Source organism: Lolliginicoccus lacisalsi (assembly GCF_014841105.1).
Taxonomy (GTDB): Bacteria; Actinomycetota; Actinomycetes; order Mycobacteriales; family Mycobacteriaceae; genus Lolliginicoccus; species Lolliginicoccus lacisalsi.
This window is the reverse complement of the sequence record NZ_JACYWE010000002.1, coordinates 60,634-73,179: the sequence shown is the minus strand read 5'-3', so window position 1 is coordinate 73,179 and position 12,546 is coordinate 60,634. Positions and strand designations below refer to the sequence as shown.

General features: G+C 70.3%; 14 protein-coding genes. 6 read left to right on the top strand and 8 right to left on the bottom strand.

The genetic code is table 11. From position 1 onward, the window contains the following. The first annotated feature begins 31 nt into the window (after window positions 1–31). The 4 genes from pstB to HT102_RS03805 all read left to right on the top strand — a co-directional run bounded on the left by pstB (window position 32) and on the right by HT102_RS03805 (window position 3,493). On the top strand, window positions 32–925 hold the full coding sequence (gene pstB / locus HT102_RS03820; protein WP_225443212.1) for a phosphate ABC transporter ATP-binding protein PstB: 894 nt from the start codon (window positions 32–34) through the stop codon (window positions 923–925). Between the two features lie 66 nt (window positions 926–991). Then, the gene (locus HT102_RS03815; protein ID WP_192038102.1) at window positions 992–1,801 is read left to right on the top strand and encodes a response regulator transcription factor; all 810 of its coding nucleotides are present in this window, start codon (window positions 992–994) and stop codon (window positions 1,799–1,801) included. Between the two features lie 31 nt (window positions 1,802–1,832). Further along, on the top strand, window positions 1,833–2,609 hold the full coding sequence (gene recO / locus HT102_RS03810; RefSeq protein ID WP_192038101.1) for a DNA repair protein RecO: 777 nt from the start codon (window positions 1,833–1,835) through the stop codon (window positions 2,607–2,609). 59 nt (window positions 2,610–2,668) lie between these two features. Continuing rightward, window positions 2,669–3,493: an isoprenyl transferase gene (locus HT102_RS03805; RefSeq protein ID WP_192038100.1), complete on the top strand. Its 825-nt coding sequence runs from the start codon at window positions 2,669–2,671 to the stop codon at window positions 3,491–3,493. 223 nt (window positions 3,494–3,716) lie between these two features. Here HT102_RS03805 and HT102_RS03800 read toward each other — a convergent pair whose 3' ends face one another. Further along, a complete protein-coding gene (locus HT102_RS03800) occupies window positions 3,717–4,154 on the bottom strand; it encodes a Fur family transcriptional regulator (RefSeq protein ID WP_192038099.1) in 438 nt (145 codons plus the stop codon). After that, on the bottom strand, window positions 4,151–4,576 hold the full coding sequence (locus tag HT102_RS03795; RefSeq protein WP_225443211.1) for an ArsR/SmtB family transcription factor: 426 nt from the start codon (window positions 4,574–4,576) through the stop codon (window positions 4,151–4,153). Before HT102_RS03795 ends, HT102_RS03800 begins: the two co-directional genes overlap by 4 nt. Window positions 4,577–4,732: 156 nt before the next feature. Between HT102_RS03795 and HT102_RS03790 the strand changes: the two genes are divergently transcribed. Next, window positions 4,733–6,121 (top strand): glycine--tRNA ligase, encoded by a 1,389-nt coding sequence (locus tag HT102_RS03790; protein ID WP_192038098.1) that lies wholly within the window; start codon window positions 4,733–4,735, stop codon window positions 6,119–6,121. Window positions 6,122–6,373: 252 nt separating this feature from the next. On the opposite strand, the gene HT102_RS03785 is transcribed toward HT102_RS03790, so the two are convergent. The 6 genes from HT102_RS03785 to HT102_RS03760 are packed head-to-tail and all read right to left on the bottom strand — an operon-like array spanning window position 6,374 to window position 11,772. Next, window positions 6,374–7,024 carry a DNA-3-methyladenine glycosylase I gene (locus tag HT102_RS03785; RefSeq protein WP_192038097.1) on the bottom strand — a complete coding sequence of 217 codons (651 nt, stop codon included), beginning with the start codon at window positions 7,022–7,024 and terminating at the stop codon, window positions 6,374–6,376. Continuing rightward, window positions 7,021–7,683 (bottom strand): alpha-ketoglutarate-dependent dioxygenase AlkB, encoded by a 663-nt coding sequence (locus tag HT102_RS03780; RefSeq protein ID WP_192038096.1) that lies wholly within the window; start codon window positions 7,681–7,683, stop codon window positions 7,021–7,023. Before HT102_RS03780 ends, HT102_RS03785 begins: the two co-directional genes overlap by 4 nt. Continuing rightward, entirely contained in the window at window positions 7,676–8,293 is a 618-nt protein-coding gene (locus HT102_RS03775; RefSeq protein ID WP_192038095.1) for a methylated-DNA--[protein]-cysteine S-methyltransferase, read from the bottom strand. The genes HT102_RS03780 and HT102_RS03775 overlap by 8 nt, the downstream gene beginning before the upstream one ends. Further along, a complete protein-coding gene (locus HT102_RS03770) occupies window positions 8,290–8,790 on the bottom strand; it encodes an RNA polymerase sigma factor (protein WP_192038094.1) in 501 nt (166 codons plus the stop codon). Before HT102_RS03770 ends, HT102_RS03775 begins: the two co-directional genes overlap by 4 nt. A 46-nt stretch (window positions 8,791–8,836) precedes the next feature. After that, window positions 8,837–9,673 carry a GumC domain-containing protein gene (locus tag HT102_RS03765; protein WP_192038093.1) on the bottom strand — a complete coding sequence of 279 codons (837 nt, stop codon included), beginning with the start codon at window positions 9,671–9,673 and terminating at the stop codon, window positions 8,837–8,839. A 29-nt stretch (window positions 9,674–9,702) separates the two neighbouring features. Continuing rightward, window positions 9,703–11,772, bottom strand: a complete 2,070-nt coding sequence (locus HT102_RS03760) for a TPM domain-containing protein (protein ID WP_192038092.1) — start codon at window positions 11,770–11,772, stop codon at window positions 9,703–9,705. 84 nt (window positions 11,773–11,856) lie between these two features. On the opposite strand from HT102_RS03760, the gene HT102_RS03755 reads away from it, so the two are divergent. After that, complete coding sequence (locus tag HT102_RS03755) at window positions 11,857–12,531, top strand: YdcF family protein (RefSeq protein WP_192038091.1); 675 nt, start codon at window positions 11,857–11,859, stop codon at window positions 12,529–12,531. The last annotated feature ends 15 nt before the right edge of the window (window positions 12,532–12,546 follow it).

Below are 12,546 nucleotides of genomic sequence, written 5' to 3'. Positions count from 1 at the left end.
CGAGAACCCCACCACCCGAGGAGCAAACCCCATGGCCCACGTGACGTCATCCGGCAAGGACCTGTCCCAATCCACCGACGCTGGCGAGAAGCCTGGCGTCCGTCTTGACCTGGGGCATGCACGCCCGGCGCGCTCCGCGAGCCGCAGCGGCCCCGCCATCACCTGCGACGACGTCCGGGTCTTCTACAAGAAGCACCTTGCCGTGCGCGACGTGAACATGACCTTCGCGCGCAACGAGGTCTCCGCGCTCATCGGCCCCTCGGGCTGCGGCAAGTCCACCGTGCTCCGGGCGCTCAACCGCATGAACGACCTCATCCCCGGCGCCCGCGTCGAGGGCATGATCCGCTTCGAGGGCACCGACATCTACGGCGAGGGCGTCGACGCCACCGAGGTGCGCCGCCGCATCGGCATGGTCTTCCAGAAGCCCAACCCGTTCCCCAAGTCGATCTACGAGAACGTCGCCTACGGCCCCCGGGTGACCAACATGCAGGTCGACAACATGGATGACCTCGTCGAGGAGGCGCTCCGCAAGGCCGCCATCTGGGACGAGGTGAAGACGATGCTCAAGGACAGTGCCCTCGCGCTCTCCGGCGGGCAGCAGCAGCGCCTGTGCATCGCTCGGGCCATCGCCACCAAGCCCGAGGTCATCCTCATGGATGAGCCTTGCTCCGCGCTCGATCCCATCGCCACCCTCAAGATCGAGGACCTGATGGCCGATCTCGCCGAGGAGTTCACCATCGTCATCGTCACCCACAACATGCAGCAGGCCGCGCGCGTCTCGCAGCGCACTGCCTTCTTCACCGCCGAGGCCGATGAGCATGGTGATCGCACCGGTCGCCTCGTCGAGTACGACGACACCGCCAAGATGTTCTCCAACCCCAGTGACCAGCGGACCGAGGACTACATCTCCGGTCGCTTCGGCTGATGGTCCGCTCCCTCGCCGTTCGCTACAGGCAGGGCCCCGAGCAGAAAGTGAAGTGACAACGCGGTGGTGGCGAACATCGATGTCGCGTTCGTGGGCGCGCGCAAGCTTTCCGAGCTCAGTGATCCGGCAACCGTCCGCCACCATCCGATGGTCCTCGTCGTCGACGATGACAAGGACGCCGTCACCGCGCTCGCCGAGGGCCTGCGCGGGCAGTCCTACACCGTTCACGCGTGCCTCGAGCCCGCCGAGGCGCTCCTCATCGTCGGCAGGCTCCGGCCCGACCTCGTGGTCCTCGCCCCCGTCGGCGGCCTGATCAGTTCCCTGGAGTTCCTCGACCTCGTGCGCCAGGGCGACCCGGACCTGCCGATCCTTGTCGCCGCGGCACCCAGCGACGGGGACTTCGTCGCCCGGGCCTCCGCCGCGGCGAACATCGTGGTGCCCAAGCCGTACCGCACCCAGGAGCTCGCGGTGATCGTGCAGTCCTACCTCAACAACGTCGTTGCCCACGAGGCCCGGCGGAGCACCATAGATCTCGGCAGGCTCCGCATCGATGGCGCGGCGCCCCAGATGTGGATCGACGGTGACTGCCTCCGCCTGCCACCGCGCGAGTATTTGCTGCTGCGCTACCTCGCCGAGCGGCCCGGCATGGTGGTGCCCCGCACCGAGCTCGTTCACGCCGTGTGGGGGAGCAGCGCCACCAACAGCAATACCCTTACCGTGCACATCGCGCGGCTGCGCAAGCGCTTCGGCGATGACGAGCATGATCCGCAGTGGCTGCGCGCCATCCGCGGGCTCGGCTACCAGTTCCAGGTGCCCGAGCGGCACCCCTCATCCCCGGCGAGCCACGCGATCCCCGCCCAGCGCGAGCCGCGCTGAACATGTCCGACCACGGTGGCACACTAGGGACGTGAGGTTATACCGGGAACGCGCGATCGTGCTTCGCCAGCACAAGCTGGGCGAGGCTGACCGTATTCTCACCCTGCTCACCCGCGAGCACGGCATTGTCCGTGCCGTCGCCAAGGGGATCCGCCGCACCCGCTCCAAGTTCGGCGCGCGGCTGGAGCCCGGCAACCACGTCGATGTGCTGCTCTACCCCGGCCGCAACCTCGACATCGTCACCCAGGTGCAGGTGCTCGACGGGTTCGCCGCCGAGACCGTCACCGACTACGGCATCTACACCACCGCCTGCGCGATCCTCGAGACCGCTGAGCGCCTCGCCGGGGAGGAGCATGCCCCCGCTCCGCGACTCTTCCACCTCACCGTCGGCGCGCTGCGTGCCCTCGTCGCCGAGGAGCGCCCCACCGAGCTGATCCTCGACGCCTACCTCCTGCGCGCCATGGGCCTCGCCGGATGGGCGCCCGCACTGTGGGACTGCGCGCGCTGCGGCACCAGTGGCCCGCACCGCGCCTTCCACGTCGCCGCGGGCGGCATGGTGTGCGTGGCCTGCCGCCCCGCCGGTGCTGCCACGCCCAGCGCGGACGTGCTCGCCCTGATGACCGCGCTGGTGCACGGCCACTGGGAACAGGCCATCGCCACGACGCCCGCGGTGCGCAGCCAGGCCAGTGGACTCACCGCCGCGCACCTGCAATGGCACCTCGAGCGGCAACTGCGCACGCTGCCCCTCATCGAGCGGTCCCGCCCCCACGCGGGTCCCGCGCCGGATCCGGTCGGCGCGCCCGCCTAGACGGCGCGGGCTCGGCCGCGGTGGTGCCCGTTCCCGGGCCGCAGCGACCGTCAGGCAAGATGAGAACCGTGGCACAGCGACGATCCTCCTGGCGTAGGACAGCAGCAATCGACGAGCGCGAGATCCGGCCCCCGGACCCGCACCCCTCCGGCGCGACACCGCCCCGCCTGCCCGCCGAGCTCGTGCCCCACCACGTCGCCCTCGTCATGGAAGGCAACGGCCGCTGGGCCGAGGAACGTGGACTGCCCCGCACCGAGGGCCACAAGCGCGGCGAATCCGTTCTCATGGACGTCGTGTGCGGATCCCTCGAGATCGGTGTCCAATGGCTCTCCGCGTACGCCTTCTCCACCGAGAACTGGCGCCGCAGTCCCGAGGAGGTCCGCTTCCTCATGGGCTTCAACCGCGATGTCATCCGCAACCGCCGCGACGAGATGCACGAGATGGGCGTGCGCGTGCGCTGGGCCGGGCGCAGGCCGAGGCTGTGGCGCAGCGTCATCCGCGAGCTCGAGATCGCGGAGGAGATGACCAAGGACAACACCCGGCTCACCCTCACCATGTGCGTCAACTACGGGGGGCGCGCGGAGATCGTCGACGCCGCCCGCGAGCTCGCCCGCAAGGCCGCCGCGGGGCAGCTCAACCCCGACCGCATCACCGAGGCCATGCTCGCCCGCCACCTCGACGAGCCCGACATGCCGGACGTCGACCTCTTCCTGCGGCCGTCCGGCGAGATGCGCACCTCCAACTTCCTGCTGTGGCAGTCCGCCTACGCCGAGTTCGTGTTCCAGCAGACCCTGTTCCCGGACTTCGACCGCCGCGACCTCTGGGCTGCCTGCGTCGAGTACGCCAAGCGGGATCGCCGCTACGGCGGGGTCAACACCAGCTAGTGGCTTCGGCCTCGGTGGCTGGGTGCTTCGGCCTCGGTACTTCGGCCTCGGTGGCTGGGTGCGCCCGTTTCGGCCTCGAGTGTGCGAAAAGCGACACCTCTAGCGCGAAAAGCTGCCGTTCTTCGCACACTCGCCGGGCAGGGCAGGGCCGCTGCGCGCTGGCCGGGCCGCTGCGCGCTGGCCGGGCCGCCGCACGTGCTCGAGCCCACCCGCGGGCGGGCGCCTACCCCTTGCGCTGGCATTCCCCGCACACGCCGAAGATTTCCACGATATGAGAGACGTCCGCGAACCCGTTCGCCTTGGCCACCGACGCGGTCCATTTCTCGACGACGTCGCCGTGCACCTCCACGGTGTACCCGCATTCGCGGCACACCACGTGATGGTGATGCGAGCTCGAGCAGCGGCGGTACATCGCCTCGCCGGTGTCGGTGCGCAGGACATCGACCGCGCCGGTGTCGGCCATGGATTGCAAGGTGCGGTAGACGGTGGTGAGGCCGATGGTCTCGCCGCGCTGGCGTAGCACGTCGTGGAGTTCCTGGGCGGAGCGGAACTCGTCGACATCGTCGAGCAGGGCGGTGATGGTGCTGCGCTGGCGGGTAGACCGGACCCCGATGGTGGGCGCAGCGCGCTTGCCGGTGCTGGTGGGGGGATTAGTGCTCATCGGGTTTCCTCCGAGTGTGCGATGGCGTCGGCGACGATGTGAGCGAGATGGTCGTCGACGAGGCGGTACAGGACCTCGCGGCCGGAGCGCTCGCCCTCTACGACGCCTGCGGACTTCAGCACGCGCAGGTGCTGGCTGATCAGTGGCTGGGTGACACCGAGCGCGTCCTTGAGCTCGTGCACGCAGCGCTCGGACTCGCGCAGTTGCAGGACGATTCCGATGCGCACGGGAGCGGCGAGAGCGCGGAGGAGCTCGCCGGCGGCGATGAGGGTGCGCTGCGGGGGCAGCGGGGCCGCGGGCGTGGTCGGCTTGGTGTGCTCGACCTCGCTGCTGTCGTCGAAGATGCCGGTGCCGGTCAGGGTAAGCTCCTCACGATTAATGGAAATAATAACCATGATTATATGCATGGACGTGCATGTCAAGGGTCAAGCCTAGCGCAGCAGGCCGGGCCGGTTTAGCGTTCGTCCCCGCGTTGCCTAGACTGACCGGGACTGAGAAGTCTCCCGGCTGGCCCCACAGTGCTGGCCGGCAGCGCTGAAGAGATCAGTGACCTCGCGACAAGATGGAGTGCACCCCCAGTGGCAGGCAAGTCCAACCGTATCGACACGGTCGTCAACCTATGCAAGCGCCGCGGCCTCGTATACCCCTGCGGCGAGATCTACGGCGGCACCCGGTCCGCCTGGGACTATGGCCCCCTCGGTGTCGAGCTCAAGGACAACATCAAGAAGCAGTGGTGGCGCAACATCGTCACGAGCCGCGATGACGTCGTCGGCCTCGATTCCTCGGTCATCCTGCCCCGCCAGGTCTGGGAAGCCTCCGGCCACGTCGCTGTGTTCACCGACCCGCTCGTCGAGTCGCTGCCCACCCACAAGCGCTACCGCGCCGACCATCTCATCGAGGCGTACGAGGCCAAGCATGGCCATCCGCCCGAGAATGGCCTCGCCGACATCAACGATCCCGATACCGGCCAACCTGGCAAGTGGACCGAGCCGCGCGCCTTCTCCGGGCTCCTCAAGACCTTCCTTGGTCCTGTCGACGACGAGGAAGGCCTGCACTACCTGCGGCCCGAGACCGCCCAGGGCATCTTCGTCAACTTCGCCAACGTGATGACCTCCGCGCGCAAGAAGCCCCCGTTCGGCATCGGGCAGATCGGCAAGAGCTTCCGCAACGAGATCACCCCCGGCAACTTCATCTTCCGCACCCGCGAGTTCGAGCAGATGGAGATGGAGTTCTTCGTCGAGCCCGGAACCGACGAGGAATGGCACCAGTACTGGATCGACTACCGCCTCAAGTGGTACACCGCCCTCGGCATCAACCCCGAGAACCTGCGCCTGTTCGAGCACCCGAAGGACAAGCTCTCGCACTACTCGAAGCGCACCGTCGACATCGAGTACCTCTTCGGCTTCTCCGGCAGCGGCTGGGGCGAGCTCGAGGGCGTCGCCAACCGCACCGACTACGACCTCTCCACCCACGCCAAGCACTCCGGCGTGGACCTGTCGTACTACGACCAGGCCACCGGGACGCGCTACACCCCGTTCGTCATCGAGCCCGCGGCCGGGCTCACCCGCTCGCTCATGGCGTTCCTCGTCGACGCCTATAGCGAGGACGAGGCACCCAACTCGAAGGGTGGCGTGGACACCCGCGTCGTGCTGCGCCTCGACCGGCGCCTCGCCCCCGTCAAGGCCGCGGTGCTGCCCCTGAGCCGCAACGCTGACCTCACGCCCAAGGCCAAGGATCTCGCCGCGCAGCTGCGCCAGCACTGGAACGTCGAGTTCGACGACGCCGGGGCCATCGGTCGCCGCTACCGCCGCCAGGACGAGATCGGTACCCCGTTCTGCATCACCGTCGACTTCGACACCCTCGACGATCACGCCGTCACCATCCGCGAGCGCGACACCATGGCGCAGGAGCGGATCGCCCTCGACAAGGTCGAGGAGTCCCTCGCCCAGCGCTTGATCGGCGCCTGAGCGGCGTCCCGGTCGCCAGCTAGCGGAAGTCCCCGCGCGGAGCCCATTTCCTCGGCCCCGCGCGGGGACTTCTCGCTTGTCCGGGTGAGGGTGCCAAACGCACCGGCCAAACGCACCGGAAACTGGCCGACACGCCGGGGTGACACGCCGTTGGGCGGAGGGCTTCTATCGCGTTTGCCTGGCCGGGCCGGCGCAGCGGGGTCGCAGCAGGGCCAGCCCCCGCCAGCCCCCGCCAGCCCCGGCCGAGGCCTATCACCCCCACACCCCGGAGCTGCCGCGGCGGTGGCTGCCCACCAGATGGGTATCGATCACCCCGATCGCTTCCATGAGCGCATGCATCGTGGTGGGGCCGACGAACCGGAACCCGCGACGCTTCAGCTCCCGGCTCAATGCCACGGACTCGGGCGAGGTGGTCGGGATCTCGGCGAGGGCGCGCGGGGCGGGAGTCCGCGAGGGCTGGAACGACCACACCAGGACTGGCAGCCCGCGCTCGAGCACGGGAGCGCGCACCGAACGCGTGGCGAGCGCACGCAGCACCGGATCGTCGCGAAGCGCGAGGGTGGCGCGAGCGTTGGTGATGGTGGCCTCGATCTTGCGGCGGTTCCGCACGATCCGCGCGTCGCCCATGAGCCGGTCGGCATCGCGTTCCCCGAATCCAGCGAGAGCTTCGGGCTCGAAGCCAGCGAAGGCGTCCCGGAAGGCAGGGCGCTTGCGCAGGATCGTGGCCCAGGACAGGCCGGCCTGGAATCCTTCGAGGCATAGCCGCTCGAGGACGCCCCGCTCGGTGGTGACGGGCATGCCCCACTCGGTGTCGTAGTAGTCGCGCAGCAGCGCGTCGCTGGCGGCCCAAGGTGGACGAGCGAGGCCGTCGGCGCCGATGACGAGGTCGCTGGGCCGTGTCATCCGGGTAGCCCTGTCATGCGGAAGGTCATGCTGATGCGTCCGCTGTCGAGGCCGCAGCCTGGGGGAGCGGTGCCGGGATGGATGCGGGTGACGCCGTGGTAGGCAAGCCGCGCGGGCCCCTCGAAGACGAATGCGTCTCCCGAGGCAAGCGGGATGTCCGCGTAGGGGCGGGCGCGAGTACGGGTGTTGCCGAACCGGAAGGTGCAGGTATCGCCGATGGAGAGGGACACGACGGGCGCGTCGGCTTGCTCGTCCTTGTCCTGGTGCATGCCCATGCGGGCCTCGGCCGAGTAGTAGTTCGCGAGGATGACATCGGGCTGGTAATCGGGGGCAGGCGCGCCCCGGGCGGCAGCGACGGCAGCCCGGCCAAGCCGCTGTGCCCATTCCGGCACGGCGAGCACCCGCTGCCCGTTGACGTCGCTGGCCTCGCGGCGGTATCCCGTGGCGGTCCAGTGCCAGCCCAGGCACACCATGCGGGTGGACATGCGGTTGCCGTGGATCAGCGGCGAGGAGGCCGGGACGGGTCCGGCGGCCCAGGCGCGGAACTGGTCGGCCAACCATCGTTGCTGGGCCGGGGCGAGCCATCCGGGCAGCCAGGTAGCACCATCCGCGACGGGGACGGGGCTGGCGCCGAGCAGGTCGGGGATCTCGTCAGCCACGCTCGAGCTCCAGCAGCAAAGTCTTGGAGTCGAGCCCCCCGAGATAACCGCCGAGCGAGCCGTCGCTGCGCAGCACGCGGTGGCAGGGCACCACGATGGGCAGGGGATTGGTGGCGCAGGCGGTGCCGACGGCGCGAATGGCGCGCGCGTTGCCGACGGCGTCGGCGACGTCCTTGTAGGAGCTGGTGCGCCCGTAGGCGATGCGGGGGAGGTACTCCTGCACGGTGCGGCGGAACCCGTGCGTGAGCGACCAGTCCAGCGGAATGGTGAAGCTGGTGCGGCTGCGGGCGAAGTACTCGTCGAGCTCGCGCCGTGCCTGGTCCAGGGCTCGGGGGCTGGTGAGGATGCGCGGGCCGAGAACGCGGGAGAGCTGCTCGAGGACATGGTCGCGGTCCTCGTTGGCGAAGGCGATCCGGGCGAGCCCGGTGGTCGTGGCGGCGAGGAGCAGCTCGCCCACGGGGGTGTCGGTGGTGCAGATCGCGACGTCGAGCAGTTCCTCGCGGGCGGCCTGCTGGCCAGGGCGGTCGCGCAGCGTGGCGAGGTGGGCCGGACTGCTCGCGGCGAGCGATCGCAGAAGGTCAGGAGGCAAGGTCTCGAGAGGCTGGTTCATCGGGATTCCTCGGAGGTGCTGAGCGTACGGCGGAGGGCGGCGATCCCGTCGGCGGCGGCGCGGCGGGCCGCGGCAGCAGTGCCTCCGGTGATGGCGGCGATATCGGAGTAGGGGAGGCCGGCGAGGTACCGGTAGGCGATCACCTGCCGCTGTCGGGGCGGCAGCGCGGCTACCTGCTGCCAGATGCCGGTGCCCGCGGCTTCTGGTGCATCGTGCCGGGGCGGCTCGGGCACGTCCGGAACGGGAACAGGCCGCCGTTGCCGGGCGCGGACCACGTCGATGGCCTTGCGGTGCGCGATGGTCACCAGCCACGCCTCGGTGTTCGCCCCGGCGGGCAGCGCGGGGTAGGCGCGCAGCGCGGAGAGGAACGTCTCGGACCAGGCATCATCGGCATCTGGACTGGGTCCGAGGAGGGCGCGGCACACGCGCAGCACCATCGGGCCATGTTGCTCCACGACGCTCTCGAAAGGCGGGGCATCGCGCGATCGGGTGGACATCACCAAGGTAGACGCGCGTGGGGCGCGCGATGTGAGGTCGGGCAGGTCATGGTTCTGGCCACCATCGGGCGATGCGGGCGAGCGCCCGATCGGTGCCGAGCTCGGCCCGGTCGGGGGCGGCCATCGCGTAGTGGGCGAGGCAGGCGGCCAGCACGTCCGGCGGGATGCGGAATCGCCGGGTGTCGAGGTCGATGATCGGGACCAGGGCAACGCGGTCGATGCGCCACAGCCGCACGGTGTAGGCGTGCTCCCACTTCTTGCCGGGATCGCCGATCAACTGGATGCCGTGGTGCCGGTCCTCGAAGACGGGCTGGGCGACGAGCAGGGTGCGCCAGGGCATGGTGGCCTCGAAGCTCCAGCCGCGGTGATGCACGCTGTGCGCGGAGAGGTCGAGGTGCCCAGGTGCCAGGGCGCCGGTGGTGGCGGCGAGCACGTAGGAGCCGAAGAACCCGGCGAGCAGCACGTAGATCAGGACCCCGAGCAGGCCCTCGCTGCCGGTGCTCGCGTAGTGGTCGATCGCGGAGATGGCAAAGGCGAGAGCGAGCGCGGCAATGATCGCGGTGCGCAGGTGGAACAAGAGCGCGGACTGGCGGATGCGGGTCACCGGGGTGCCATCCCGGTCGGTCGTGGTGAGAATATCGCTGCGCCGGAACCGGGGCCGGATGCTGCGCGCCACGAGGTACGCCGCGGTCAGTCCGAGCGCGATCCCGAAGAGCAGGCCGATCACCAGGACCACGGGCGTGCCGTCTGCGAGCCCGGTGATTCCCGCGGCGAGCGCGCCGACGGCGAGCAGGGCCAGCACGACGATGCCGAGCCACGTCCTGCCTAGCGGTGCGGTGCGCGGCCATTCCGGTGGCCAGGGTGCTCGTGATCTGGTGTGCACGGGGCTCCTTCGGGTCGGTGCCACCGATCTTAGAAGCGACCACCGGTGCCGCGCCGACCGGAAGTGCGGGGTCCCCCGAACGAGCGGGTCTGCGCGGTGCGTCCGTGCCGGCGCGCGGGGCGGGCGGCCCTGCTTGGCCTGCTGCGGTTCTGCATCCCGTGCGCGAGGGCGCCTCCGAGCACGCCGCCAAGGACGGCACCGGTCGCGGGGTTGCGGGTGTTCCGATAGGTGGAGCCGCCGCCCGGGGCATAGCCGAACGCGCGCTGCTGCTGGCCTTCCCAGGTGCGCACCTCGTTCTGCGCTTCGGCGAGGGCTTGCTGGGCCAGTTGCATCGCGGCCCGCGCGAGGTTCAGCGCCGCGACCGGGTCGGCGGCGGACTTCGCCTCGGCATCGGCGAGGTGCCGCATGGCCTCGGAGAGCTTGGTGCGCGGCTGCGCGCTCACGGCTCCGCGCCGGGTGGAGATGTAGTCCCGCGTCGCGCTGGCGTGCGCCTTGGCGGCGGCGAGATCGTTCGCGAGGGCGCGGGCGGCATGCTGGCGGCGCCGCTCGTTCTCGGTGGCCTCGGCGAGCACGTCGTCGAGGGCGTCGTCGGCGAGCACGATGTGCTTCATGCTGCCGAGGGGGTCGCTGCCCTGGGCGCGGCGGGCGTGCGCGAGGGCTGCTTCGGCTCGGGCGCGGGCCTCCGCGAGGCGGGTGCCGCCGCGCGAGCCGAGGCGGTGCGCCTCGGCGATGTCCTGGTCGAGATCTGCCATGGCGGCGGGCAGCTTGTCGATCGCGGCGCGGATATCGTTCTCGGCGTTCTCCACTCCAGCGATCAGGGCGTTGGCGTGGCTGACGGCGGACTCGGCGGCACGCACCTGGGAGACGGCGGCCTCCGCGTCGCCGCGGCCGAGGGCCTCGTGGGCCTTGCTGCTCGCGGATTCCGCGAGCTGCACGTGGTCCCGGGCGAGGCCGGGATTGGTGATGATCGTGGCGAGGGCCTCGGGGGCGAACTGTTCCTTCAGGGTGGCGAGGGTCTTTTCCGCCTCGGGGAGGCGGACGTTGATCGTGACGATGTCGCGCGCCACGGCATCGAGGGTGTCGGGGGCATGCACGAGCAGGTCGCGCTTGGCGTCGAACGCCTCGACCTGCTCGTCGAGCGCGGCGTCGGCGCGCGCGCAGAGCGTCACGAGATCGACGAGCATGGCGTGGCGCTGGAGCATCGGGATGCCGGTGCCGGTATCGAGCTGCTGGCGTATTTGGAACGCTCGCGCGAGATCGTTGCGGGCGGCATCGACGGCGGCGCGGAAGCCTGCCGCGCCTCGGTCGCCGAACTCGTCGGCGGCGCGCGCGAGCTCCTCGGCGCTGGAGCTGATGGCGTTGTCGGTGTCGACGAGCATGGTGCGCGAGAGCGGCTCGAGGGCGGTCACGGGCTGCTGGGCCACCACCGCTCGATTGGTCAGGTCGAGCGCAGCGAGCCGCGCCGCCTGCTGATCGGCACGGGACCTGCGCCGGCGCACTAGCAGCACGACGAGGACCGCGCCGCCGGCGATGATCGCGACCAGGACGATGATCCCGGCCGCGCCGCTGCCCGTGGAGGGCGCCACGGCCCGCTCGAGGCCCTCCACCGCCCCCAGTGCCGCGGCTGCCCACCGGTCCGCGGCCAGGTGGGGCTCGATATCGTCGCGGGCGATCGACTGCTCCTCGGCGCTGCTCACGCTGGTCAGTGCCGATGCCAGGCCCAGGTAGTACTCGCGATCGCCCACCGCCACCGCCAGCACGACATCCTGGTCGCCGAGCCTGCTCAGCTCGGCCACGCTGTCCGTCCAGGTGGCCGCGTCGATGCCGGAGAAGCTATCGGTGAAGACCACCCACAACCGGATTCCATGCGCGTCGGAGAGCCCGTTCATCGCTTCCCGCACCGACTCGGCCTCCTCGGGGGCGAGCACGCCTGCATTGTCGGTGATGCGATCGCGGAGCTCGAAGGGCTGCTCGGCCTGGGCCACCGGGAGTCCCGGCGCGAGGACGAGGCCCGGGGCGATCACGAGCAGGAGCGCGAGCAGCGTGGCCCATGCTGCGCGGCGAGGACCGGTGCGAGGGGCGGGGCGCGGGCGATGCATGGCGTTGAATCTAGCCGATTCGCCCCGACGGTGAACGACGTCACTCTCCGGAGCCGGGGCAAGCTGGCACACTGGTGAGCACGGATGCAGCAGCGGGCGCGCTGGCATCGCGAGCCAGGCAGGAGGAATGCGGCGGTGATCCTACGGTGGATCGGGCGGTTCGTGATCGGGGCGATCCTGATCGCGCTGGTCGTCGTGCTCGGCACCGCGGGGCGGGTGTGGCAGGTTGCCCGCATGAGCGACAACGGGCCGGCGGATGCGATCGTCGTCCTCGGGGCCGCCCAGTACAACGGGGTTCCCACCGATGTGTTCCAGGCGCGCCTCGACCAGGCCGCATCGCTCTACCGCGATGGCGCCGCGGCCCTCATCGTCACGGTCGGGGGGAAGCAGGAGGGCGATGCCTTCACCGAGGCCGCGGCCGGTCGCACCTACCTGATCGGGCAGGATGTCCCGGCTGCTCATATCCTCGCCGTGGAGGAGGGCAGCGACACCATCGAGAGCGTTGACGCCGTGGCCAGGGAGCTCGCCGAGCGGGGCCTCGGCTCGATCATCATCACCACCGATCCGTGGCACAGCCTCCGCACCCGCATCATGGCCCGCGATGCCGGGCTCGACGCGACGACTGCCCCGGTGCGGTCCGGTCCCGCGGTGTGGACCCGCGAGTCCCAGTTCAAGGGAATAGCGCGGGAGACCGCCGCCCTGCTCTACTACCAGGTGACGCACTCTTCGCAGGACCTGCCGTACGCGCCCAGCCTGTAGGAGCGCGAGCTCCCC

Coding starts and splice junctions, on each gene's coding strand:
- pstB (WP_225443212.1), top strand. CDS start 32: ATGGCCCACGTGACGTCATCCGGCAAGGACCTGTCCCAATCCACCGAC.
- HT102_RS03805 (WP_192038100.1), top strand. CDS start 2,669: ATGAGAACCGTGGCACAGCGACGATCCTCCTGGCGTAGGACAGCAGCA.
- HT102_RS03800 (WP_192038099.1), bottom strand. CDS start 4,154: ATGAGCACTAATCCCCCCACCAGCACCGGCAAGCGCGCTGCGCCCACC.
- HT102_RS03785 (WP_192038097.1), bottom strand. CDS start 7,024: ATGACACGGCCCAGCGACCTCGTCATCGGCGCCGACGGCCTCGCTCGT.
- HT102_RS03775 (WP_192038095.1), bottom strand. CDS start 8,293: ATGAACCAGCCTCTCGAGACCTTGCCTCCTGACCTTCTGCGATCGCTC.
- HT102_RS03770 (WP_192038094.1), bottom strand. CDS start 8,790: ATGTCCACCCGATCGCGCGATGCCCCGCCTTTCGAGAGCGTCGTGGAG.
- HT102_RS03760 (WP_192038092.1), bottom strand. CDS start 11,772: ATGCATCGCCCGCGCCCCGCCCCTCGCACCGGTCCTCGCCGCGCAGCA.
- HT102_RS03755 (WP_192038091.1), top strand. CDS start 11,857: ATGCAGCAGCGGGCGCGCTGGCATCGCGAGCCAGGCAGGAGGAATGCG.